Genomic DNA, 24150 nt, shown 5'->3' on the forward strand with positions numbered 1-24150 from the left:
TATCGACCTGGGTCAGGGAGACAAAATCGTCCGTTTGGCTTAGATGGCCGGGCGCTGATGAGCGCAGCGCACGCTCCAGGGTGCAACGCTGCGCCCGGTCGCCGTTACAACGCCAGCAGGGCCTCGACGATGCGTTCGGCAGCGGCCTCGGCAGTCTCGTGCTGGGTATCGATATGGATATCCGGTGCCACCGGTGGCTCGTAGGGCGAATCGATGCCGGTGAAGTTCTTCAGCTCACCACGTCGGGCTTTCAGGTACAGGCCCTTGGGGTCGCGCTGCTCGGCCAGGGCCAGCGGCGCATCGATGAAGATCTCGAGGAAATTGCCATCGCCCGCCAGGCCCCGGGCCATGTCGCGTTCGGCACGGAACGGCGAGATGAACGACACCAGGGTTATCAGGCCAGCATCGAGCATCAGCCTGGCCACCTCCGACACCCGGCGGATGTTCTCCACCCGGTCGGCTTCGGTGAAGCCCAGGTCGCGGTTCAGGCCGTGGCGCACGTTGTCGCCATCGAGCAGGTAGGTGTGTCGGCCCAGGGCATGCAGCTTGCGCTCGACCAGGTTGGCGATGGTCGACTTGCCCGCGCCGGACAACCCGGTAAACCACAGCATTCGTGGCGCCTGGCCCTTGAGCGCGGCATGGGCCTCGCGGTTGACGTCGATGGCCTGCCAGTGCACGTTTTGCGCCCGGCGCAAGGCAAAGTGCAGCATGCCGGCGCCGACCGTGCGGTTGCTCAGGCGGTCAATGACGATGAAGCCGCCAGTGTCGCGGTTGTCGGCATAGGCATCAAAGGCGATCGGCCGGTCCAGGTGCAGATTGCACACGCCGATGCCGTTCAGCTCCAGGGTCTTGGCCGCCAGGTGCTCGAGGCTGTTCACATCGACCCGGTGCTTGAGGTTGGCGCAGCTCATGCCGACGGTGCGGCAACCGATCTTCATCAGGTACGGGCGGCCCGGCAGCAGCGCTTCTTCGTCCATCCATACCAGGGTCGCCTCGAACTGGTCGGCGACGGCCGGCGGGGCGTCGGCCAGGGCGATCAGGTCACCGCGGCTGATATCGACTTCGTCCTTCAGGGTCAGGGTCACGGCCTGGCCGCACAGGGCTTGCTGCTGTTCTCCGGCACTGCCAAGGATGCAGGTGATCTCGCTCTGCTGGCCTGAAGGCAGCACGCGGATGCGCTCGCCGACGCGCACGCTGCCGGCCGCAACGTTGCCGCAATAGCCGCGAAAATCCAGGTTCGGCCGGTTCACCCATTGCACCGGCAAGCGGAACGGCGCCTGGCTCTGCCGGGCTTGCTCCAGCGGCACGTCTTCCAGGTGCGCAAGCAGGCTCGGGCCCTGGTACCAGGGGGTGTTGGGGCTGGTTTCGAGCATGTTGTCGCCGCGCAGTGCCGAGAGCGGGATGCACTGGATATCCTGCAGGCCGATCTGTGCGGCGAAGGCGCGATACTCGGCTTCAATGCGCTCGAACACCGCCTGCGAATAGCTCACCAGATCGAGCTTGTTGATCGCCACCACCACTTTGCGGATGCCCAGCAGCGACACCAGGTAGCTGTGCCGGCGGGTCTGGGTCAACAGGCCCTGGCGGGCATCGATGAGGATCACTGCGAGGTCGGCGGTGGACGCACCGGTGACCATGTTGCGGGTGTATTGCTCATGGCCGGGGGTGTCGGCAACGATGAACTTGCGCTTTTCGGTGGCAAAAAAACGGTAAGCCACATCGATGGTGATGCCTTGCTCGCGCTCGGCGCTCAAGCCGTCGACCAGCAGGGCGAAATCCAGCTCCTCGCCCTGGGTGCCGAGTTTTTTCGAGTCAGCTTCAAGCTGGCCCAACTGGTCTTCGAACAGCACCTTGGACTCATACAGCAAGCGGCCGATCAGGGTGCTCTTGCCGTCGTCGACACTGCCGCAGGTGATGAAGCGCAGCAGCTGTTTGTTCTGTTGCTGTTGCAGGTAGGGCGTCAGGTCGCCATTGCGTGCATCGGTGATCGCGTTCATCAGAAATACCCCTCTTGCTTCTTCTTCTCCATGGAGCCGGCCGAATCGCTGTCGATCAGGCGGCCCTGGCGTTCCGAGGTGCGGCTGACCAGCATTTCGCTGATGATCGCCGGCAGGTTATCGGCGTCGCTGTCGATGGCGCCGGTCAACGGGTAGCAACCCAGGGTGCGGAAACGCACCTTGCGCAGTTCCGGGGTTTCTCCAGGCCGCAGTGGCAGGCGCTCGTCATCGACCATGATCAGCGTACCGTCGCGGCGTACCACCGGGCGTTCCTTGGCGAAGTACAGCGGCACGATGGGGATCTGTTCGAGGTAGATGTACTGCCAGATATCCAGCTCGGTCCAGTTCGACAGCGGGAACACGCGCAGGCTTTCGCCCTTGCGTTTGCGTGTGTTGTACAGGCGCCAGAGCTCCGGGCGCTGCTGTTTGGGGTCCCAGCGGTGCTGCTCGGAGCGCAGCGAAAACACCCGCTCCTTGGCCCGCGACTTTTCTTCGTCGCGCCGGGCGCCGCCGAACGCTGCGTCGAAACCGTAGTGGTCCAGGGCCTGCTTCAGGCCCTGGGTCTTCCACACGTCGGTGTGCAGGGCCGAACCGTGGGTGAAGGGGTCGATGGCCTTTTCCAGACCTTCGGGGTTGATATGCACCAGCAGGTCCAGGCCCAGACGTTCAGCGGTCTTGTCGCGAAATTCGATCATCTCGCGAAACTTCCAGGTGGTGTCCACGTGCAGCAGGGGGAAGGGCGGCTTGCCCGGCGCGAAGGCTTTCATCGCCAGGTGCAGCATCACGGCGCTGTCCTTGCCGATCGAATACAGCATCACCGGGTTTTCACACTCGGCCACCACTTCGCGGATGATCTGGATGCTTTCCGCTTCCAGCCATTGCAGATGAGTCAACATCGAATACCTCCTCGAGTTCTGCCGGGATTGGCACCGGCTGAACGTCACGGTAGGTAATGGGGGGCGGTGGCTTCTTCGTCTGCTTGGACGAAGAATGCTGGACTGGCCTCATCGCGGGTCAAGCCCGCTCCCACAGGTTTAGTGCTGTTCTGAGCATTGATGCAGTACCTGTGGCAACGGGCTAGCCCCGCAATCCAGACGACACGGACAAGGTCAAGGCGCCGACCCGAACAACCGCTCGGCATGGGCCTTGAGTGCCACGGCCACGGCGTCGAAGCCCTGTTTCACCCAGGGGCCGTGGTCGGCCATGACCTGGTCGGCGGTCGGGCCGAGGAACTGGTCAGTGGTGTGGTAGCGGCAACTCGCTGGCCCACTGCGTTCGATCAACTGCTCGCGCCGCGCCGCATCAGGGTTGTCGGCACTGGCGTGCATCTCCCAGGCCAGCAAGCGATGCGGCTCGAAGTCGGCCAGGCGTTCGACCACCTTCAGCAACTCACCAGGCCGGCGTGGGTCGGGCAGGAACAGGTTGACCGGCTCGCCGAGCACCAGGCTCGACTCGACCTTGACCGTGTAGGGGTTCCACTGCGGGTAGGCGGGCAGGTCGATGAGGATCGCCCAGACCAGTTCGGCCGGGGCATCGATGTCCACGGTCAGCGAACGGACCAGGTTTTTTTCTGCACTCATGGGTGGCTCCTGTGAGGGTGACTGCGCGCCACAAGGGGGCGCCAGTGAGCCGGGGCTCAGGCGCGATCCTCACCGCTTGTGCCCGGCGGCTCCTCGTCCAGGCGGACTAGATCGGCGGTTTAGTCCGCACGGACGAAGCCGCGCTGCCGGGCTCCTCCCTAAGGTCGGGTACAACGGCGGACCCTCCGCCGGCAGAGGAGACTGACATGGCTACAGACACACCCCAACAGGCGGTCATCAGCGGTGAGAGCTGGACCCGTTTTTGCGAGCAGTTGCGCCGCAGCGGCGAACAGATCCTGCGCGCCGAGGCTCCGGCCGACGAGCAAACCCGCGCCGAAGGCTTTCGCTACCTGACCCGCTTGCTGCGCATCGCCCTGGAGATGCACCTGGAGTTCGCCGATCCAGATTTTCCCGGGTTCATCACCCCCTCCCATGAAACTGCCAAAATCGGTGCCGATAACCCCGACAACCTGTACCGCTATGCACGCCTGAACGGTGAGCACGAGTACCGTGTCAGCGGCCAGCGCGGCAGCGTCGCCTACCTGAGCTTTGGCTCGCAAAAGGGTGGTTACGAAACCGACGGCAAGATGATCCAGACCGGCTTTATCGACGCCGGGCAATTGCAGCTGGATGCCGAGGGCAACTTCGAGATCATCCTCAGCCAGCACCCGCCGGCCAGCGGTAACTGGCTGCCCCTTGAGCCGCAGAGCAATGCCTTGATCGTGCGCCAGACCTTCCTCGATCGCAGCAGTGAGCAGCCGGCGCAACTGCACATCGAGCGCCTGAATGGCGGCCAGGCACCCGCGCCGCTTGACGCCGCACGCCTGCAGCAAAGCCTGCAGCGAGTCGGTGGTTTCGTCGAGAACACCGCACGGCTGTTCGCCGACTGGGCCCAGGGCTACCAGCAGCACAGCAACCAGTTGCCGGCCGCCGACCAGGCGTTGTGCCAGGCAGTGGGCGGTGATCCGAACATCTTCTACTACCACTCGTACTGGGCACTGGCCGACGACGAAGCGCTGCTGATCGAGGTCGACCAGATGCCGGCCTGCGACTTCTGGAACCTGCAGATCAACAACTACTGGATGGAGTCGCTCGACTACCGCTACCACCGCATCTGCCTGAACAAGCATGCGGCGCAGCTTGCGGCGAACGGCAGCCTGCGCATGGTCCTCAGCCACCGCGACCCGGGCCTGGCCAATTGGCTGGAAACCGCCGGCCACCCCCACGGCACCCTGTGCCTGCGCTGGGTTGGCGCCAAACAACCGGTTCAGCCGACCACCCGCGTGGTCAAACTCAATGACCTCAAGGAGCTGGCAGTATGAGCGGCAACGATTTTTCCCTGGACCTGCTGCTGGCCGAGGCCAGTGCTCGCGCAGGCGGTCTTGACGATTTTGGCCCGGGCGATTTTCGCCAGGGCCTTGAAGTACTGGGGCAGGCCCTGGAGCAGGAAGCGCGATTATCGCCACAAGGGCGCCTGCTGCTGCGCGAGAAGCTATTGGCGCAATTGGTCAATCGCCTGGTGATCGAAGACCACTGTCGGCGCCTCCCTGAGATTCTCGAGATTGAGATCAACGACCCGCTGGTGATCGTCGGCCTGCCGCGTACTGGTACCACGCTGCTGCAACGCACCCTGGCGGTGGACTCGCAGTTCAGCAAGGCGCAGTGGTGGGAAACCCGCTACCCGGCGCCCCTGAGCGGGGAAACCCTGGAACAGCCGCTGCAGCGCATCGGCCGGGCGCGTGCCGAAGTAGCGGCGATGGTCGAGCTCCTCCCGCAGTTGCTGGCCATTCACCCACTGGACGCCGAGCAGCCCGACGAGGAGTTCATGCTGATGGAGCACTCGTTCCTCTGCGCCATGGACTCCTACGTCAACGTCCCCAGCTATACCGCCTGGCTCGATCGCCAGGACCAAACCCAGGTCTACCGTTACCTCAAGCGCACCTTGCAGTTCCTGCAGTGGCAGCAGGCACGCCGTGGCATTGCCCCGGGCCGGCGCTGGCTGCTCAAGAGCCCGCAGCACTTGCATACCCTGGAGCTGTTGTTCGAGGTGTTCCCCGGGGCGCAGGTGGTGCTTACCCATCGCGAACCGGGCAAAACCATCCCCTCGCTGGCCAGCTTCATCCATACCCTGTGGCAGCTGTACAGCGCCCAGGCCGATGCCCAAGCCGTTGGCGAGCAGTGGAACCGGCGCATGGCACGGGCACTGCGCCATGCCATGGCGGTACGCGACAGCCTGCCGGCCGGGCGCTTTCTCGATGTGCGGTTCGAAGACACCCTGGCCGCACCGCTGGCGGTGGTCGAGCGCATCTACCGCTTCGCCGGCCTGGAATGCACCGCGTCGGTCAACGCGGCCATGGACCAATGGCTGGCCGCCAACGGCCGGGAAAAACGCGCCACCCATCACTACAGCCCTGAGCAGTTCGGCCTCAGCGACGCGCTGCTGCAACGTGACTACGCCGAGTACCGCGCCCGGCATATCCACGCCTGAGCCAAACCCATAACAATAAAAGGAGTCATCCCATGCTACTCAAAGACAAAGTCGTGATGGTTTCGGGCGTCGGCCCCGGGCTGGGTATCAAGCTGGCCCTGGAGGCCGCGCGCGAAGGGGCGCGGGCCGTGGCCATCGGCGCCCGCGACCAGGGCCGGCTGCTGGAGGCACAACAGCGCATCAAGGCCGTTGCCGACCACTGCGAAGTGTTGTGCGTGGCCACCGACATCACCGATGTGCAGGCCTGCCAGCGTTTCGCCGAAGCTACCCTCAAGCAGTTCGGCCGTATCGATGCGCTGATCAACAGCGCCTTCTCCCATGGTGGTTTCCAGGCCGTGGACGAGGCGGACAACGACCCGCTGCGCGAAGCGCTGGAGGTCAACCTGCTGGGTTCGCTGAACATGAGCCGCGCGGTGCTGGCGCCCATGCGCGAACAGGGCGCGGGGGCGATCGTCATGATCAACACCCTGGGGGTGCGCAAACCGTATCAGGGCGGCGCCGCCTATGCCGCGTCGAAAAGCGCCCTGGCCGCCAGCGTGCGTTATCTCGCCAGCGAACAGGCGGCCCACGGCTTGCGGGTCAATGCCCTGGCCTGTGGCTGGATGTGGGGCGAGCCGGTGCAGGCCCTGGTGCGCCAGAGCGCGGTGGCCCGCGGTGTCAGCGAAGCGCAAGTGCGCGCCGAGTTCAGTGCCGGCATCCCTGGCGGGCGCATGCGCAGCGACGAGGAGTGCGCCCGCGCCGCAGTGTTTCTGGCATCGGACTACGCCAGTGCAATCAATGGCGCGCAGCTCGATGCCAACGGCGGCGAAGTGATGTACTGAGGAGGGGGGCAGATGAACACCATCGATCACTGCGCCTTCAACGGCGATGCCGACGGGCTCTGCGCCTTGCAGCAACTGCGTCTGGCTGGCGAACTGGCGCCAACGGTGCACCTGGTCAGCGGGGTCAAGCGCGACATCGAGCTGTTACGCCGGGTCCAGGCCGGGCCCGGCGAGCGGGTCACGGTGCTGGACGTGGCCCACGAACAGAACCGTGAAGCCACCCGGCGCCTGCTCGATGCCGGCGCCCGGGTGCGCTACTTCGACCACCACTTTGCCGGCGAACTGCCGCGCCACCCGGCGTTCGAGTCGTTCATCGACACCGCCGCCGAGGTGTGTACCAGCCTGCTGGTCAACCGTTATCTGGGCGGGCGCCATCACCGCTGGGCGGTGGCGGCTGCCTTCGGTGACGGTATGACCGGCCCGGCGCTGGCGCTGGCGGCGCAACATGGCCTGGACGAAGAGGATGTGCGCGCTCTGGAGGAACTGGGCCTGTTGCTCAACTACAACGCCTATGGCGACAGCCTGGCCGACCTGCACTTCGAGCCGTTGGCGCTGGCCGCCGAGCTGTTGCCGTATCGCGATCCGCTGGACTTCATCCGCCACAGCACCAGCTTTACCACCCTGCGCAGCGGCCATGCCGCCGACATGGCCGCCGCCACAGGCCTTGAGCCGTGGCAGGCGGGCCAGGGCGTGCTGATCTACCGCTTGCCTGCGCAACCCTGGGCGCGTCGGGTCAGTGGCGTGCTGGCCAACCAGCTGGCAGCAGGGGCGCCAGGCAAGGCGATCGGCTTGCTCAGCGCCAGGGCCGAGGGTGGCTGGGGGTTCAGTTTGCGGGTGCCGGAAGATGCCGGGCTGGCGGCAGATGCCTTCTGCCGCCAGTTCCCCTCCGGCGGCGGGCGCAAGCGTGCTGCCGGGATCAATCGCCTGACTGACGCGCAGTTGCAGGAAGTCGCTGAACGTTTGTTGGATTGCTATCGCTGAGAAAGACCAACGCCCCGACCGGATCGGGCGGGGCGTTGGGTTTTGCTGCGCGGGGGGTTAGCGGGTACCGAGCTTGCGCAGGTTGCCGGGAGTGAACTCGTCGGCGGCAAAGTTACTGGCGTTGAGCTTGGCCGGTTTCTGCTCGTCAAGCAGGCGGTCGACCAGGTAGGAGCCGGCGATCAGGTCATGGTAGATCCCCAGGCGGGCATGGAAACGCTGGATCTCATAGGCGTACACCGAGGTCTGCATGTTGGTGCGCCACAGTTGCCCGCGGGCGTCGAAGTTGTCGGCCAGGGTCGCGGCCCAGCTGTCTTCATCGATGTAGATCAGGCGCTTGGCATAGATGTGCCGGGCAGATGGCTTGAGCGTCGCCTGCAGCACCCACACCCGGTGTTTTTCATAGCGCATCAGCTCCGGGTTGATATGGCCGCTGGTGGAGAGGATCTGCGCGGTATTCACCTCGGGGCTGTCGATCTTGTAGTTGTTGTAGGGGATGTAGATCTCTTTCTTGCCGACGATGCTCCAGTCGTAGCGGTCGGTGGCACCGTTGAACAGGCGGTCTTCATCGTAGACGCGAAAGCCGCCGGCGCCGGTTGGCGAATCGTAGCCGACGGTTGGCGCGCGGCGTACCCGGCGCTGGCCCGGGGTGTACTGCCAGGCCTGGCGCGGCTGGGCGGCGGCGTTGATGAACTCGTGGCCGACGATGATTTCGCCTTTCTTGCGCACCGGCTCAAGCGTAGTGAGCAGGAAGTCGGTGAACACCCCATTGACGCTTTCCACGCTCTGCTTGGGGTCGGACCACAGCGAGTAGATCTTGTAGTTGACCTTTTCCAGGGCCTTGTTGTTGTCGGCATAGACCACCACCTGCTGGTAGTTGGCCTCTTCGGTAGTCGCCCGCGCCTGCATGTTGTGGTTGAGGATCAGCTCGTTGCCGTTTTTCGGGATCGGGAACGGCGAGGCGCCAAAGGCGTTGATTGCATCGTTGCCGTCGGCGCTGAGCGTGGCGTTGAGCGCGTTGCGCTTGAGGGCATCCTCGCTGGCCTGGTCGACCCTGAAGTCCCGATGGCTGGGGTAGACCGGAATCTTGAACGAGCTCGGGTAGCGCTTGAACAGTGCCTTCTGGCCGTCAGTGAGGTTGGCGGCGTACTGCTCGACGTTCTGCGCGGTAATGGTGAACAGCGGTTTTTCGTCGGCGTAAGGGTCAGGGTAGGGCGTGCCGGGGCCGGCGAACTTGAGCTGTGGTGGCAGGCCGCGCCATTTTCCGGTCCAGGCCGGAATGCTGCCATCGGCGTTGCCGGCGCGTTCGGCGCCGACCGGGGTCAGGTCCTTGCCCAGGCGCGCGGCATCGTCGTTGCTGACATTGGCGTGGGCCAGGCTTGCGCCGAGCAGGGCGGCCGCGAGGGTGGTGCGCAACCAGGGATGCGTGAGAGTAGACATGCGGTGCTCCTCCATCAGGGGCTTCAGAAGCGGTACTTGAAGTTGAGGGCGACGTTGTCGCGGTCGGCCAGGGGCGAATTGTTGGCATTGCCCAGGTAGGCGTTGTAGAGCGCTTCGACGGTGAAGTTGCCGAGGTAGCGCCAGGTGGTGCCGATGCTCGCGCGCTCATCGCCTTGCCCGGCATTGATCGAGCCAGTCAGGGCGCTGTCGTGCTGGGCGGCGCTGCTGTAGGTGACCGGTACCGACATGTCCCAGCCGCTGAACACGTCGTTGTAGTCGAAGGTCGCCTGTACCGTGTAGCCCCAGGCGTCGCGGTCCAGGACCAGGCTGTCGGTGCCGGGCAGGGTCAGGCCGGGGGCCAGGGTCACCGGGGTCGAGGCGTCGTTGTCGAGCACGGTGTTGTAGACCAGCTCGCCGACCAGGGTGGTGTTGTCGGCAAAGGCGGTCGGGCCGACCACGTGGATCATCGACACCTGGGCCTGCAGGGTCTGCGCCCGCACGGGGCTGGAGAAACCGTTGTCGACCATCACCGGCGCGCCGTCGCGGTAGCTGACTTCACCGGCGATGCTGGTGTCGCCGAGCACGGTGCCGAAGCTGGCGCCGTACTGGTCGATGTTGTCGAAGTAGCGCACGCGGTAATGGCCCAGGTCGGTCTGGAAATCCAGCGACGGGTTCTTGTCGTGGTAGCGCGAGTAGTAGAGGCCGAACTCGGTGTTGTTCAGCGACTCGGCGGTGTAGCGCAGGGCCACGCCGTACTGGCCGCTGTCACTGGGTTCGTCGTCCTTGAGGCGGGTGACGAAGCCTGAGGCATCGCTGAAGCCGCCGCGGTCGATCAGGTCGGTGCTGGAAAAATAGCTGCCAACCCCGAACAGGTCGGTCTTCTCCCATTTGTACTGGTAGTAGGCCTGCAGCTCCAGGGCGTCGGTCAGGCTGAACTGGCCGAACACCTGGCCCACCGGCAGCAGCACTTCCTTGACCTCGACCCCGGGGGTGGTGGCCTTGGTCGCATCGACCGGGCTCTGGGCGGCGGAGATGCCCGGGTAGAACAGACTTTCACCCCAGCTCACCACCTGATCGCCGACTCGCAGATTGAGGTTGTGGCCGCCGACGTCCCAGCTGCCATAGGCATAGGCGTCGAGCAGGCGCAGGTCGTCGCGGTGCTGGTCGATGGTGTCCTGGGAGAAGCGGTCGGCGCGCCGGCAGTTGCCGCTGGCCAGGCAGTTGGAGGCACCGGTGCCGTTGTCGTTGCCCTGGTCGTAGACGTTGTCGTAGAAGCCGGCAGCGCGCATGAACAGGCCGAAGTCGTTCTGCCACTTGAGGTTGGCTTCGGTGAGAAAGCCGACGCGGTTGGTGATCAGGCTGCCCCTGTCGAAAGCGTTGTCGCCATCGTTGCCGTCGGCGTTGGCCACCAGCTTGTGGTCGCGGCCCTCGGTACGCCAGGCCAGGCTGTAGGTCAGGGTGGTGTCCCAGTCGATGCTCAGGTCATCGTTGGCCTGGAAGGTCAGGGCGCTGGCCGGGCTGCCCAGGCCGCCAGCCAGCATCAACATCCCCAGGCGCACGCAGGTGTTCAGTGAAGGTGGGGCGATTGTTGTTTTTATCATGTCGTCCTCATGCCGCGGTCAGACCTGCCCGACCGCCGTATTCAAGGTGGGAGGTGAAGCTGGGGCGACTATGGAATCCCCTTGGCGGCGCAACATCGTCCAAGCGGACTAAGCGAAACCGCCGAGTGAGCAGGGCGTTGGCGCTAGTCCCATCGGACGATGTTGGCCGGTGCCGGGCACCGAACAATCAGCGGGCCAATGCCCCCGGCCGACAGCCGGCGCGGCCTGTTGTCTGTTGCCCTGGAAAAGGTGAACACATGAACGAAGCCGGGATCGAGTGGGACCAATGTTGCGACGTGCTGGTGATCGGTTCGGGGGCCGGCGGCATGACCGCCGCCCTGCGCGCCCACGACCTGGGGCTCAAGGCCCTGCTGATCGAGAAAAGTAGCGAATACGGCGGTACCTCGGCGGTATCCGGCGGCGGTATCTGGATCCCGAACAACCCGCGCATCAGCGCCCTGGGCGGGCAGGACTCGGCCGAAGAAGCCATCGCCTACCTCAGGGCCGTTACCCATGGCGAGATCGACGACGGGCGCATCGAGACCTATGTCGAGCAGGGCCGGCGGATGCTCGAATACCTCGAACAACACTCGCGGGTGCGCTTCGAGGCGCAACCGCAATATGCCGACTACTACCCCGAAGTGCCGGGCGGCAAGCCCGGCTATCGCTCGATGGACCCCTTGCCGTTCGACGCGGTGCAGCTGGGCGACGAATTCCTCAAGATGCGTGCGCCGTCACCGGGCACGCTGATGATGGGCCGGATGGCCATGACCATGAAAGAAGCCCAGGTACTGCTGTGTCGCGGCAAGGGCTGGCTGCGCCTGACCCTGCGGGTGATGTGGCGCTACTGGCGTGACCGCAAGGGCCGCAAGCTGTCGCGCCGGGATCGCTTCCTGACCCTGGGCAATGCCCTGGTCGGGGCCTTGCGCTGCTCGATGCTCGACCGAGAGGTACCGCTGTGGCTCGACTGTGCGCTGGAGCAGCTGCTGATTGTCGACGGGCGGATCGGCGGCGCCCAGGTCCGCCGCGACGGCAAACTGGTGAGGATCAAGGCGCGTCACGGGGTGATCATTGCCGCCGGGGGCTTCGAGCGTAACCAGGCGATGCGTGACCAGTACCACCCGCAGCCCTCGCAAGCCAGCTGGAGCGCGACGCCGCCGAACAACACTGGCGACGGCATTCGTGCAGGCCAGGCAGTGGGTGCGCGTACCGCGCTGATGGAACACAGCTGGTGGGCGCCGACCACCCATGTGCAGGGCGAAGAGAAGCAGCGCGCACTGTTCGTCGAACGTACCTTGCCGGGGTGCGTCCTGGTTAACGCGGCTGGCGAACGCTTCGTCAACGAGGCTGCGCCCTACACCGACATCGTCTACGCCATGTATGCCAACAACCGTGAAGGCGCCAGCAGCGTGCCGTGCTGGATGGTCTTTGACGCCAGTTTTCGCCGCAAATACCCCTGTGGTGCGCTGTTGCCGGGCTATGCCCAGCGCGACTGGCAGTTGCCCCGGCACCTGCGCGATTACTTTCACAAGGCCAGCAGCCTCGAAGCACTGGCGAGCAGCATCGGTGTCGACCCTGCCGGCCTGGCGCGTACCGTGCAGCGCTTCAATGCCATGGCCAGCCTGGGTCGCGACGAGGATTTCGCCAAGGGCGAATCCTTGTTCGACCGCTATTACGGCGACCCTGGCGTGCAGCCCAACCCGTGCCTGGCGCCGTTGCTGCAGGCGCCGTTCTATGCGGTGCGGGTCGACGCCGGTGACATCGGCACCAAGGGCGGCTTGCTGACCGATGTGCATGCGCGGGTATTGCACGAGGACGGCCAACCGATCCTCGGCCTGTATGCCATCGGCAACAGCGCTGCATCGATGATGGGCCGTACCTATCCGGGGGCGGGTTCGACCCTCGGCCCGGCCATGACTTTCGGCTACCTGGCCGCCAATCACATTGGCGCGCTTGCCAGTAACCCCCAGGCCCAGGTGGCACTGGTTTCTTGAGGATGCACCCCATGAATACACAACACAGGCAGGTTGCCGTGGTTACCGGCGCCAGTCGCGGTGTCGGCCAAGGCATCGCTCTGGCCCTCGGCGCGGCCGGCATGACCGTTTATATTACCGGCCGCGCTCGTGGGCAGGGCGGTTCACGTTTGTATGGCCACGCTCTGGACGGTGACCTGCAGGCCACCGCCCAGGCCATCAGCGCCGTGGGCGGGCAGGGCATCGCGGTGACCTGCGATCATGGCGACGATGCCCAGGTGCAGGCGCTGTTCGCCCAGGTTGAACGCGAATGCGGGCACCTGGATCTGTTGGTCAACAACGCGGCCTTCATCCATGATCAGTTGATCGAGCCGGGGCCGTTCTGGGCCAAGCCGCTGGAGCTGGTGCGCATCCTCGATGTCGGCCTGCGTTCGGCCTATGTCGCCAGCTACCATGCTGCGCCGTTGTTGCTGCGCAGCCGTCAGGGGCTGGTGTGTTTCACTTCCTCGTTCGGCGCTGGTTGCTACATGCACGGGCCGGCCTATGGCGCGCAGAAGGCCGGCTGCGACAAGCTGGCCGCCGACATGGCCATCGATTTTGAAGGCCAGGGCGTGGCGGCCTTGTCGCTGTGGCTCGGCCCGCAATTGACCGAACGCACGCGGGTTGCCGGCGAACAACATGGTGAGCAGTACAAGGCGTTCCTCGCCGATGCCGAGACCCCGCAGTTCAATGGGCGAGTGATTCATGCGCTGCTCAACGATCCGCAGTTGATGAGCTATTCCGGGCAAACCCTGATCACTGCCGAGATAGCCGGGGGTTATGGCATCAGCGAAGCGGGCGGGCGCCAGCCGCCTTCGCATCGTGGCTTGCTGGGGGACCCGCGCCAGCAGCATCCGGCGCGGGTGATCTGAGCGGCGGATTGCGACCCCTGCGGGCTCGATCGCCGGCAACGCCGGCTCCCACAATGGATATGCATGCACCGGCCCCTGTGGGAGCCGGCCTTGCCGGCGATGGGCTGCACAGCAGCCCTCACACCCAGCCGCGCAACACCTGCTTGGCCACCTTGCCCGTGGCATTGAGCGGCAAGGCCTCGACCACTTGCACCCGCCGCGGCACCTTGTAATTGGCCATCTGCTCTCGGCACCAGGTAGTGAACTTTGCCACGTCGATCACCTGCCCAGGCACCGCCAGCAAAAAGGCCATGGCCACTTCCCCCAGACGTTCATCGGCTATGCCGATCACTGCAGCCTGGGCCACCCCCGGGTACTGCAACAGGGTCTGTTCGATCTCCGCCGGGTAGACGTTGAAGCCACCGGTGATGAACATGTCCTTGAGCCGGTCGGTGATGCGCAGGTAACCGTGTTCATCGAGCACGCCGATGTCGCCGGTGTGCAGCCAGCCCTCGGCATCCACCGCTTCCAGGCTGGCCTGCGGGTCGTTGAGGTAGCCGCGCATCAGGTTGTAGCCACGAATCAGTACCTCGCCGGGCACGTTGGCCGGCACGCTGGCGCCGCTGCTGTTGACGCAACGGATCTGAACCCCGGGCATGGCCCGGCCGCTGGTGCTGGCGACCCGTTCGGCGCTGTCACCGGGGCGGCAGATGCTGGCAAAGCCGCAGGCTTCGGTCAGGCCGTAGGCGGTGACGATGGTGGCAAAGCCCAGCTCCTCGCGCATGCGCCCGATCATCTCTACCGGGATCGCGGCGGCACCGGTGACGGCGATGCGCAGCGAACTCAGGTCGTAGTCCAAGCGTTGCGGGTGGGCCAGCAGTGACTGATAAAGGGTCGGCGGCCCGGGCAGGATGTTGATCCGCTCGCGCTGCACACAGTCGAGCACGGCCTGCACCTCGAACACCTGCTGCGGGACGATGGTGCAGCCGCGCATCAGTGCCGCCAGCCAGCCGGCCTTGTAGCCAAAGGAATGGAAGAACGGATTGACGATCAGGTAGCGATCGCCCCGGCGCAGGCCGACGATCTCGCTCCAGTCGCGCACCACTTGCAGGTTCTGGCCGTGGGCGGTCATCACACCCTTGGGTTTGCCGGAAGTGCCGGAGGTGAACAGCAGATCAGACAGGGTCTGCGGCCCGACGTGCTGCTCACGGGCTTGCAGCAGGGCGTCCGGCACCCGTTCCGCGAGGGCCATGAAGGCCTCCCAGGCCAGGCCGCTCTGTGGCTGATCTACCGGTCGCAGGCTGATCACCTCACGCAGCGCCGGCAGCGCTTCGCCGACGAGCATGGCGGGGTAGTCGGTGTCGAGAAAGCGGCTGATGCAAAACAGCACGCAGGTGCCGCTTTCGCGCAGGATATGCCCGGCTTCGCTGCCCTTCATGCGCGTGTTCAGTGGCACCAGGGTGGCGCCGACGCTCTGCAGGGCGCCGGCGGCGACGATCCATTCCCACAGGTTGGGCGCCCACACCGCCACCCGGTCGGCCACTTGTACCTCCAGGGCCAGCAGGGCGCGGGCGGCCTGCTGGCGCAACTGATCAAGCTGGCGGTAGCTGATGATCTGCCCACCGTCTTCGATGGCCGGCTTGTCGGCGTATTCCCGGGCCGCGTTGGCGAACAGTTGGGCGATGGTCTGAGCGTTTTCGACAGGCAGCATGATGCCTCCTCAGGCTGAGGATGAATGAGCAGGGAAGGGGCCGGGCGGGGTGCCCGGCACACGGGGTCAGGCGCTAGGCGGGGCGAAGCGGCGGCCAGCGGAAAAACCGCCGTCCACGGCAATCATCTGGCCGCTGACGAACGAGGCTTCGTCGGAGGCGAGGAACAGCGCGACATTGGCCACCTCGTCCGGCTGCCCGGAACGGTTGAGCATGTGCTGCGAGGCGAAGAAGGCGTGGAACGCCTGTTGTTCGCGGACCATGCTGGTCATCGGTGTTTCGATCAGGCCAGGGCACAGGCCGTTGACGCGGATGTTGGCGTAGCCGTAGTCGATGGCCATCGAGCGAGTCAGCTGGTTGATGCCACCTTTGGAGACGTTGTAGGCGACGTTGCCGTCGCAGCCCTGCAGGCCGAAGATCGAGCCGATGTTGATGATTGAGCCGCTGCGCTGGGACTCCATCTGCGCCAGTACGTGTTTGCTGGTGAGCATGCTGCCGGTGAGGTTGATGTCCAGCACCCGCTGCCAGTTGGCGGTCGTGGTCTGGGTCACGCTGCCCTGGTCGGCGACGCCAGCGGCATTGACCAGCACATCGATACGCCCGAAGCGGCTGATGACTTCGCTCATCACCTGCTGCACGCGGGGTTCATCGCGCACATCCAGGCTCATGAACAGGCCGGGAAAGTCCGCCGGGGCCTCGCCAATGTCCAGGCCGACGACCTGGGCACCCTCGGCCATGAAGCGGCGCACGCACGCCAGGCCGATACCCGATGCGCCGCCGGTGACCACGGCGACCTTGTTGTGCAAACGAGCCATAACTGAACCTCTGTTTTATTGTTGTGGGGCTTCTGGCGCCGAGTCTAACCGCAGTCGGGGCCGCAGTGATCGTCCGATGAGACTAGCGGGCACAGGCCCTCACCCGGGGAACTTCAAGCGTACCCGCGCGCCCAACGGCCGGCTCTGGCAAGCCAGGGTCCAGCCTTCTGCCAGCTCCCGGGCGCTGAGCACATCGTTGCGCGCCAGGCGGGTTTCACCCTCGAGCACCGTACACATGCAGGCCCCGCAAAAACCTTCTTCGCAGGATGACGGTACCTCCAGGCCCGCCGCACGGCAGCTTTGCAGCAGAGTATCGCCGGGCTGGCAGGCGACTTCGTGTTGCTGGCCGTCGAGCTCGACCAGCAGCAGCTCGCAGGCCGACTCACTGGCGGCCGCGCGGGCAATGGCTTCTTGCGCTGCGACTTCATCGGGATCGGGCGGGGAGACGAAACGCTCGACATGGATGCACTCGGCGGCCTCGCCCAAGGCCAGCAGGCTGCGCTCGACGGTGTCCATGAACGGCCCCGGGCCGCAGATGAAGTAATCGCCGCCACGCATTTCGCCCACCAGTTGCTGCACCTGGGCGTCGCGCAAAAAACCTTGCAGCGAATCGAGCAGGTGGATCACCTGCAGGCGTTGCGGGTGGTCCTGGCTCAGCTGGCGCAGTTCGTCGCGAAAGATCACCGAGGCTTCGTCGCGGTTGGCATACACCAGCCGGATCGGCCGTTCGCTGCTGTGCAGCGTCGACTTGAGGATCGAAATCACCGGGGTGATGCCCGAGCCGCCGCCGAACAGCACCAGTGGTCGCGCCGGGTCGCTGGCCTGGCTTTCATCCAGGCAGAAGTGCCCGGCTGGCGGCAGCACCTCGAGCCAGTCGCCGACCTGCACCTGCTGGTTCATCCAGTTCGATACCCGGCCCCCGGCGACCCGCTTGATGGTCACCTTGGGCCGGGCATCGCACAGCGGCGAGCTGGCCATGGAGTAGCAGCGGGTCAGCAGTTTGCCGGCACAGGGCACGCGAAAGCTCAAGAACTGCCCCGGCTGGTAGCGAAAGCGCTCGCGCAACTGCGCCGGCACCTCCAGTACCAGCGAACGCGCATCGGCGGTTTCGTCGATGACCGCGCAAACCTGCAGCCGATAGCTTCCGGTGGCCGAAACCAGCGAGTCCTGCCCAAGCGCTTGCATGCCCATGTTCATCCTCGCCTCAGATGCCGCTGATCAATTGCGCGTTGTCCACGCGCAGTTCGGCACCGTTGACGAAGTTAGATTCGTCGCTGGCCAAAAACAGCACCACGTTGGCGATATCGCGCGGCGCGCACATGCGGTTCATCGGATCCTGGTCGAGCAGCGCCTGGTCGATCGGCTGGCCACCGGCCAGGGCCTGGGTCATCGGCGTGTTGACGCCGTCCGGGTGCACACTGTTGCAGCGGATGCGATAACCCTGCTGCTTGCAGTGCAGGGCAATGGAGCGGGTCATCGCCGCCACCGCGCCCTTGGAGGCCGAGTAGGCGCAGAACATCGGCATGGCGCCGAGGGCGGCTACCGAGGACATGTTGACGATCGAGCCGCCGCCGCTGTCCTTCATGGCTTCAATGGCATATTTGCAGCCGAGAAAATAGCCGTCGCCGTTGATCTTCTGCACCTTCTGCCAGGTTTCCAGCGAGGTGTTCTCGATGGTTCCGGCCACCAGGATGGCGGCATTGTTGACCAGTACATCGAGGCGCCCGAAGTGCTCCAGGGTGGTCTTGATCACCTGCTGCCAATCGCTTTCGCTGGCGATGTCGTGGCGGATGAACAGCGCATTGCTGCCGATCTGCGCGGCGACTTCGCGCCCGGCCTGTTCATTGAGGTCGGTGAGCACCACCCGGGCGCCCTGGCTGGCCAGCAGCAGGGCGTCCTCGCGGCCGATGCCGCTGGCGGCGCCAGTGACGATGCAGACTTTGCCTTCTACACGTTGCATGGTTGTTCTCCTGATGGTGCGGGGTTGGGGGCGGTGCGCGCGGCGATGTGCGCCGCGGCGCGCCGCCCGGAATAGATGCAGTCGGCCAGGGACAGGCCGGAGACATACAGGTTGGAGGCGACACCCACGGCATTGCGTCCGGCGCTGTACAACCCGGCGATAGGCGTGCCGTGCAGGTCGAGCACCGCGCCGCTGCCCTCGTCGACGCGCAGGCCGCCCAGGGTCAGGGCCGGGCAGGGGAACAGGCGGCCGTCGTAGGACAGGTCCAGCGCATACCAGGGGCCGCTGTCCAGCGGGCAGAGCATGGCTGCCGACTTGCCCAGCGGGTCGGCGATTTCGCCACGGGCCGCACGGCTGTACTGCGCCACGCTCTGGCGCAGGTTGCCCACGGGCAAGCCGCAGCGTTCGGCCAGTTGTTCCAGGCTGTTGCCGCGTTTGGCGTTGAACAGCAGGTTGAGCAGCACCGGCAGGCGCTGGAAGTTCCACACCTTGCCCGGGCCGACCTGCTTGAGCGCCTGGCGCACCAGGGCGCGATTGAGGATCAGGATGGCCTTGCCGTTCTGCTCCTCGACCATGGCATGGCCGAGGGTGGCGCCGTACACCTCTTCGTTGCAGTAGCGCTGGCCGAAGCCGTTGACGATCATGCCGCGGGCCCAGGCCAGCGGTGGGTTGATAAAGCGCCAGGCGCTGACCTTGTCCATGCGTGCCAAGGTGCCCCCGGCGCTCTGGCCCAGGAGCAGGCCGCTGCCATCGCAGGCGGTGGTGCCCAGCGGCAGGCCGGCCAGGTACTGCGGCGCATGCCGGGCTACCAGGGCGCGGTTGAAGATGAAGCCGCCACAGCTGAGCAGCAGGCCTTTTTCGGCGCGGATCAGGGTGCGCACTGCATGGCGCTGCTCGATCTGCCGCAGGCGCTTGCGCAGCATGTCGGCCAGCGCCGGGGCGTACATATGGATGGCACTGGCCCAGCGCGCCAGGCGTGCATGGCGGCGGGCAGGGCGGCTATCGGCAGGCAGTTGCCAGGCCACCACACCGAGTACCCGGTCGTGGTTGTCCAGAACCAGTTGGCGGACTTCGCACTGGCTGCGCAGGCGCACGCCCAGCGTCAAAGCGCTGGCGCGCAGCGGCGCAAACAGGCTGGCACCGGACATGCCAGGGCCTTTGGCCCGGTGGCCGCGCGGTGCGGGGCTGGCCTGCGCGGCGTAGGCCGGCACCGCTTCGTTGCCTGAGTAATAGAGGTAGTATCGGTCGCTGGGGTAGGAGGTTTTCTGCGGCGGCACACTGGCTTCGAAAGCCACGCCGTGGCGTTCCAGCCAGACCAGCTGCTCGCAGCTGCGCTCGCAGAAATCGCGCAAGGTGCCGGCCGATACCGCTTCGCCGACTTCCTGGTTCAAATAGTTGAACATTGCCTCGCTGTTGTCCGGGTACCCGGCGCGCTGCTGGTAGGGCGTGCCGCCGCCGGCATAGACCACGCCACCGCTGAGCGCCGTGGCACCGCCACCGGCGAAGCGGTCCAGGGCCAGCACGCTGAGCCCGCGGCTGGCGGCCTCGATGGCGGCGCAGACACCGGCGCCGCCAAAACCGACCACCACCAGCTCGGCCTGTGCGTGCCAGTGCAGCTGTTCGGCACTGTCCACTCGCAGTGGCATCAACCCGTTCAGGCTGCTCATGCGCCGGCCTCAGCCCGCTGCCGCAATCATGCGCGCCGGCGCCGCCGTGGTGGTGTAGCTGCCATCCAGGTACACCAGCGGGGTGATGGTCGGGCTGGTGCGGATGCGCAGGATGCGGCCGATGAAAATGGTGTGGGTGCCATAGGTCATGCGCCCATCCTGGCGGCACAGAATCGACGATTGGGCATCGGCCAGAAACGGAATGCCTTCTTCGCTGGTCTGCCAGTCGCCACGCTCGAAGCGCGCCTCGCCCTTGATCGCGCCGCTGCACAGGTGCGCAAGGTCCTGCTGCTCGACACCGAGGATGTTCACGCAGAAGTCGGCACCGTCTGCCAGGGCGGCATGCGGTGAGGCGCTGGTGTTCACGCAGATCAGCAGCGACGGCGGCTCGGTGCTCAGCGAATCGACCGCGGTGGCGGCCATGGCGAAGCGCTGGGTGCCGTTGCTGGTACTGATGATGGTCACGGATTTGGCCAGGCGGCGCATGGCCTGGAGCATGTCGGCTTTGAGATTGTTGTTGTTCATCGCACGGCCTCTGGTTGGCTTGGAGTGCGATGAATTCTTGCAACCGGCGCAAGGCCCAACATCGTCCGAGGGGACTAGTCGAGGCGCGCCGTCGCGGCATGGTCCGTTTGAGGGATGTTGGCCGCCGGGCGCCTTGCTTGAATGCCGGGGTAGAGGCCGGTTGCGCCTCTGCTGCACGCGCGCCCCGGCGGACGGGGTGATCAGAGGAGAACAACAACATGCTCAACCAAGACCTGATACGCCAGCGTCTGGCCCAGCGCGCCCGCGAGCTGGTGCCGATCCTGCGTGAACGTGCCGCCCATGCCGCGCAACTTGGCCAGCTGCCGGCCGAAACCCTGCGCGATTTCCACGAAGCCGGCTTTTTTCGCATCCTCCAGCCGGCGCGCTGGGAAGGCTACGAGCTGCAGCCGCGGGATTTCTTCGAGGTGCAGATGACCCTGGCCGAAGGCTGCATGTCGTCGGCCTGGGTGCTCGGGGTGGTGGCCATCCACAACTGGCAACTGGCGCTGTTCGACGACCGCGCCGCCCAGGATGTCTGGGGCGAGGATTCCAGCGTGCTGATTTCTTCGTCCTATATGCCGGTGGGCAAGGTCGAGCGTGTCGAGGGCGGCTTCAAGCTCAGTGGGCGCTGGGGTTTTTCCTCGGGCAGCAAGCACTGCCAGTGGGCATTTCTCGGCGCCCTGGTACCGCCCGAAGAAGCCGGCGGGGCGCCGGACTACCGGACCTTCCTGGTGCCGCGCAGCGACTACCAGATCATCGACAACTGGAACGTCATGGGCCTGGAGGCGACTGGCTCTCACGACATCCAGGTGAGCGATGCCTTCGTCCCCGACTACCGCACCCACCGCGCTGTCGACGGCTTCATGCAATACAGCCCGGGTAACGCGGTCAACAGTGCGCCGTTGTTCCGCCTGCCGTTCGGGCAGATCTTCGTGCGCGCGGTGTCGTCTTCGGCGATTGGGGCCCTGCAGGGCGCGATCGACTTGTTCGTCGAGCACAACCGCAGCCGCGTCGGCGTCAACGACGGGCGCAAGATGCTCCAGGACCCGGCGGCGCAAACCGCCCTGGCCAATGCCATGGTCTGCGTCGACGAGTGCCGCACGGTGTTGCTGCGCAATTTCGATTTCATGCTCCAGGCCGCCGAGGCCGGCGAAGCGCTGGCCATGCAGGCGCGGGTGAAGATGCGCTACGACTCGGCGCTGGTCGCCGACAAGTGCGCCAAGGCGGTGGCCGAGCTGATGTTCAACAGCGGCGCCTCGACGATCTTTCGCAGCCACGCCATCAACCGCGCCTTTCGCGACATTCATACCGGCCGCGCCCACGTCGCCAACAACCCGGCCAAGTACGCCTGGAACCTGGGCGGCGTGAGCATGGGCCAGGACAGCAGCGACTTCTTCCTCTGAACCGGTCGAACACAGAAACCGGCTAGTCCGTTTGCGGGATTCGAGCGGCGCGGCGATCCCCGAGCATGGTGGCAAGGCGCGGGTCCCAGGCGCCGACCGAGCCGTTAACAAGAACAAGGATCAAGCATGAAATTCTCATTGATTTACGAAGCACAGACGGTGGACTCCAGTCGCGAAGGCGACCGCAAGATCTTCGATGACACCGTCGAGCAGGCGGTGCTGGCCGACCAGCTCGGTTTTGACACCTTCTGGTGCGTGGAGCACACCGCACTGAGCAACTACTCGCACATGTCGGCGCCGGAAACCATGCTCGCCTTTGTTGCCGGCAAAACCGAGCGCATCGGCATTGGCCATGGCGTGGTGTGCCTGCCGCCGGCGATGAACCACCCGGTCAAGGTCGCCGAGCGCATCGCTACCCTCGACCTGCTGTCCAAGGGCCGGGTGCATTTTGGCGTGGGCAAGGGCGGCACCCAGCAGGAGGCCGGTACCTTCGGCTACGACCTGGCGACCCTGCAGCCGCAGATCGATGAAGCCATGTACCTGATCCCGAAAATCTTCGTTCAGGACGAGATCGAGCACCACGGCGACTTCGTGCAGATCCCCAAGCGGCCGATCCATCCCAAGCCGTACCAGGACCCACACCCACCGATGTACCTGGCCTGCACCAACACCGAATCGCTGAAGAACGCTGGTGGCCGCGGCATGGGCGCGCTGGTGCTGGGCTTCGGCGGCCCGGAAGAAATCGCCAAGAAGGTCGAGGTCTATCACCAGGCCTGGGACAACCGTGACGAGAAGAAGCAGGTGGGCTTTCGTCCCAACCGGCATATTGCCGCGCTGTGCCCGGCCATCGTCCTTGACGACAACGAACTGGCGCGGCGCATCGGCATCCGTGGCCAGCGCTACTTCATGGAGTCGCTGGGCTACTGGTACGGCGGCGGCGAGCGTCCGGACCCGGAAAAGTGGAAGGACGATACCTACGTCGACGGCAACGGCCAGGCGGTGATCAAGTCGCGCTTTGCCTCCGAGGAAGTCAGCGTCGACTTCTCCGACCCGACCATGGCGATGATGAACCCCAACCATGCCTATGGCACGGTCGAAGATTGCATCGGTTACGTGCAACGCCTGATCGACGCCGGCGCCGACGAGATCCTGTTCATCTGCCAGATGGGCACCGTGCCGCAATGGGCCCAGCTGGAGACCCTGCGCAACATCGGCGAGAAGGTGATTCCGCATTTTCGCAAGCAGTAAGGGTAAGCATCGCGGGTCAAAGCCGCTCCTGTGTAGGCGCGGGCTTGTCCCGCGAAACTAGCCCGCTCCCGCTAGTCCCAACAGACGATGCCCGGCCTTGCGCGTCGGGCTTGAATAGCGCTCAACACGTCGATCAACGCGAGGATAACAAGCATGGATATCCGCGGTCTGGGTTACGTCACCCTGCTGTCCACCGACCTGGCGCAATGGCGTCATTACGCAACCCAGGTGCTGGGCATGATGGTGGCCGGTGAGGGCGCTGACAGCGCGCACCTGTACCTGAAAATGGACGAGCGCCCGTACCGTATCCTGGTGCTCCGCAGCGAGCAGGACGGCTTCGGTGCCTGCGGTTGGGAGCTGGCCGGCGAGGCCGCGTTCGAGCAGGCGATCGCCGAGCTGCAGCAGGCCGATATCGCAGTTGAGCGCGGCAACGCTGCCCAGGCTGAACTGCGCAAGGTCCAGGCCCTGGCGCAGTTCAGCGACCCGGACGGCAATCGCCACGAGCTGTTCTGGGGCCCGCGCCAGGATTTTGCCCGCTTTGTCTCGCCGGTGGCGGTCAAGGGCTTTGTCACCCATGAGCTGGGCATGGGCCACGTGGTGCTGCCGGCGCCAACCTTTGAGTGCTGCCGCGATTTTTATCAGCGGGTCATGGGCTTTGGTCTTTCGGACCTGATGAAAGTGCGCTTCACCCCAGACCCGGCCGAGCCGGAAAAACGCATTCACTTCCTGCACTGCAACAACGGCCGTCACCACTCCCTGGCGATCTTCGAATGCCCGGTGCCCCATGGCTGCGTGCACATGATGGTCGAGGTCGACGGCCTGGACGAGGTCGGCCGCGCCCTGGACCGCATGCACGCCCACGGCGTCAAGCTCTCGGCCACCCTCGGCCAGCACACCAACGACCAGATGGTCTCGTTCTACATGAAAACCCCGGCAGGCTTTGACCTGGAGTACGGCTGTGACGGCCTGGTGGTCGACTGGAACCAGCACACCCCCTTCGAAAGCACGGTGGTCAGCCACTGGGGCCACGACTTCAGTGTCGGCCGCCAATGAGG

20 protein-coding genes are annotated in these 24150 nt (G+C 65.4%); 9 read left to right on the forward strand and 11 right to left on the reverse strand.

The features are described from left to right. Positions 1-104 precede the first annotated feature (104 nt). From cysN to LOY45_RS09955, 3 genes are all read right to left on the reverse strand, one after another. Positions 105-1997 (reverse strand): sulfate adenylyltransferase subunit CysN, encoded by a 1893-nt coding sequence (cysN, locus tag LOY45_RS09945; RefSeq protein WP_258579053.1) that lies wholly within the window; start codon positions 1995-1997, stop codon positions 105-107. Continuing rightward, complete coding sequence (cysD, locus tag LOY45_RS09950; RefSeq protein ID WP_258579054.1) at positions 1997-2941, reverse strand: sulfate adenylyltransferase subunit CysD; 945 nt, start codon at positions 2939-2941, stop codon at positions 1997-1999. The genes cysN and cysD overlap by 1 nt, the downstream gene beginning before the upstream one ends. 165 nt (positions 2942-3106) lie before the next feature. Then, entirely contained in the window at positions 3107-3577 is a 471-nt protein-coding gene (locus LOY45_RS09955) for an SRPBCC domain-containing protein (RefSeq protein ID WP_115087683.1), read from the reverse strand. A 206-nt stretch (positions 3578-3783) separates the two neighbouring features. Between LOY45_RS09955 and LOY45_RS09960 the strand changes: the two genes are divergently transcribed. Genes LOY45_RS09960 through LOY45_RS09975 form a run of 4 tightly spaced genes read left to right on the forward strand, consistent with a single transcriptional unit; the run spans position 3784 to position 7867 of the window. Beyond that, a complete protein-coding gene (locus LOY45_RS09960) occupies positions 3784-4899 on the forward strand; it encodes a DUF1214 domain-containing protein (protein WP_134063252.1) in 1116 nt (371 codons plus the stop codon). Continuing rightward, positions 4896-6065 carry a sulfotransferase family protein gene (locus LOY45_RS09965; RefSeq protein ID WP_258579055.1) on the forward strand — a complete coding sequence of 390 codons (1170 nt, stop codon included), beginning with the start codon at positions 4896-4898 and terminating at the stop codon, positions 6063-6065. The genes LOY45_RS09960 and LOY45_RS09965 overlap by 4 nt, the downstream gene beginning before the upstream one ends. 32 nt (positions 6066-6097) lie before the next feature. After that, positions 6098-6886 carry an SDR family oxidoreductase gene (locus LOY45_RS09970; protein WP_258579056.1) on the forward strand — a complete coding sequence of 263 codons (789 nt, stop codon included), beginning with the start codon at positions 6098-6100 and terminating at the stop codon, positions 6884-6886. Positions 6887-6898: 12 nt separating this feature from the next. Beyond that, the gene (locus LOY45_RS09975) at positions 6899-7867 is read left to right on the forward strand and encodes a DHH family phosphoesterase (RefSeq protein ID WP_115087679.1); all 969 of its coding nucleotides are present in this window, start codon (positions 6899-6901) and stop codon (positions 7865-7867) included. Between the two features lie 57 nt (positions 7868-7924). Here the strand turns inward: LOY45_RS09975 and LOY45_RS09980 are convergent, their stop codons facing one another. Both LOY45_RS09980 and LOY45_RS09985 read right to left on the reverse strand, forming a co-directional pair. After that, positions 7925-9304: a DUF1329 domain-containing protein gene (locus LOY45_RS09980; RefSeq protein WP_115087678.1), complete on the reverse strand. Its 1380-nt coding sequence runs from the start codon at positions 9302-9304 to the stop codon at positions 7925-7927. 23 nt (positions 9305-9327) lie between these two features. Continuing rightward, entirely contained in the window at positions 9328-10905 is a 1578-nt protein-coding gene (locus LOY45_RS09985; RefSeq protein WP_134063248.1) for a DUF1302 domain-containing protein, read from the reverse strand. A gap of 257 nt (positions 10906-11162) precedes the next feature. On the opposite strand from LOY45_RS09985, the gene LOY45_RS09990 reads away from it, so the two are divergent. After that, complete coding sequence (locus LOY45_RS09990; protein WP_115087676.1) at positions 11163-12899, forward strand: FAD-dependent oxidoreductase; 1737 nt, start codon at positions 11163-11165, stop codon at positions 12897-12899. Between the two features lie 11 nt (positions 12900-12910). Continuing rightward, the gene (locus tag LOY45_RS09995; protein WP_115087675.1) at positions 12911-13789 is read left to right on the forward strand and encodes an SDR family NAD(P)-dependent oxidoreductase; all 879 of its coding nucleotides are present in this window, start codon (positions 12911-12913) and stop codon (positions 13787-13789) included. Positions 13790-13907: 118 nt separating this feature from the next. On the opposite strand, the gene LOY45_RS10000 is transcribed toward LOY45_RS09995, so the two are convergent. From LOY45_RS10000 to LOY45_RS10025, 6 genes are all read right to left on the reverse strand, one after another. Further along, on the reverse strand, positions 13908-15479 hold the full coding sequence (locus LOY45_RS10000; protein WP_115085947.1) for a FadD3 family acyl-CoA ligase: 1572 nt from the start codon (positions 15477-15479) through the stop codon (positions 13908-13910). Positions 15480-15545: 66 nt separating this feature from the next. Continuing rightward, positions 15546-16292 carry an SDR family NAD(P)-dependent oxidoreductase gene (locus LOY45_RS10005; protein WP_115085948.1) on the reverse strand — a complete coding sequence of 249 codons (747 nt, stop codon included), beginning with the start codon at positions 16290-16292 and terminating at the stop codon, positions 15546-15548. Between the two features lie 99 nt (positions 16293-16391). Then, complete coding sequence (locus tag LOY45_RS10010) at positions 16392-17483, reverse strand: ferredoxin--NADP reductase (RefSeq protein ID WP_258579057.1); 1092 nt, start codon at positions 17481-17483, stop codon at positions 16392-16394. A 13-nt stretch (positions 17484-17496) separates the two neighbouring features. Further along, a complete protein-coding gene (locus LOY45_RS10015; RefSeq protein WP_134063242.1) occupies positions 17497-18252 on the reverse strand; it encodes a glucose 1-dehydrogenase in 756 nt (251 codons plus the stop codon). Next, a complete protein-coding gene (locus tag LOY45_RS10020) occupies positions 18240-19919 on the reverse strand; it encodes an FAD-binding protein (protein WP_258579058.1) in 1680 nt (559 codons plus the stop codon). Before LOY45_RS10020 ends, LOY45_RS10015 begins: the two co-directional genes overlap by 13 nt. 9 nt (positions 19920-19928) lie before the next feature. Then, on the reverse strand, positions 19929-20444 hold the full coding sequence (locus LOY45_RS10025) for a flavin reductase family protein (RefSeq protein ID WP_115085952.1): 516 nt from the start codon (positions 20442-20444) through the stop codon (positions 19929-19931). Between the two features lie 218 nt (positions 20445-20662). Here LOY45_RS10025 and LOY45_RS10030 point away from each other — a divergent pair, with 218 nt between their 5' ends. From LOY45_RS10030 to LOY45_RS10040, 3 genes are all read left to right on the forward strand, one after another. Then, positions 20663-21847 carry an acyl-CoA dehydrogenase family protein gene (locus LOY45_RS10030; protein ID WP_134063238.1) on the forward strand — a complete coding sequence of 395 codons (1185 nt, stop codon included), beginning with the start codon at positions 20663-20665 and terminating at the stop codon, positions 21845-21847. A 126-nt stretch (positions 21848-21973) separates the two neighbouring features. Beyond that, complete coding sequence (locus LOY45_RS10035; protein WP_115085954.1) at positions 21974-23095, forward strand: LLM class flavin-dependent oxidoreductase; 1122 nt, start codon at positions 21974-21976, stop codon at positions 23093-23095. Between the two features lie 153 nt (positions 23096-23248). Then, positions 23249-24148 (forward strand): VOC family protein, encoded by a 900-nt coding sequence (locus LOY45_RS10040; RefSeq protein ID WP_258579059.1) that lies wholly within the window; start codon positions 23249-23251, stop codon positions 24146-24148. Positions 24149-24150: the final 2 nt, after the last annotated feature.

Source organism: Pseudomonas wadenswilerensis (genome assembly GCF_024749185.1).
Classification (GTDB): Bacteria; Pseudomonadota; Gammaproteobacteria; order Pseudomonadales; family Pseudomonadaceae; genus Aquipseudomonas; species Aquipseudomonas wadenswilerensis.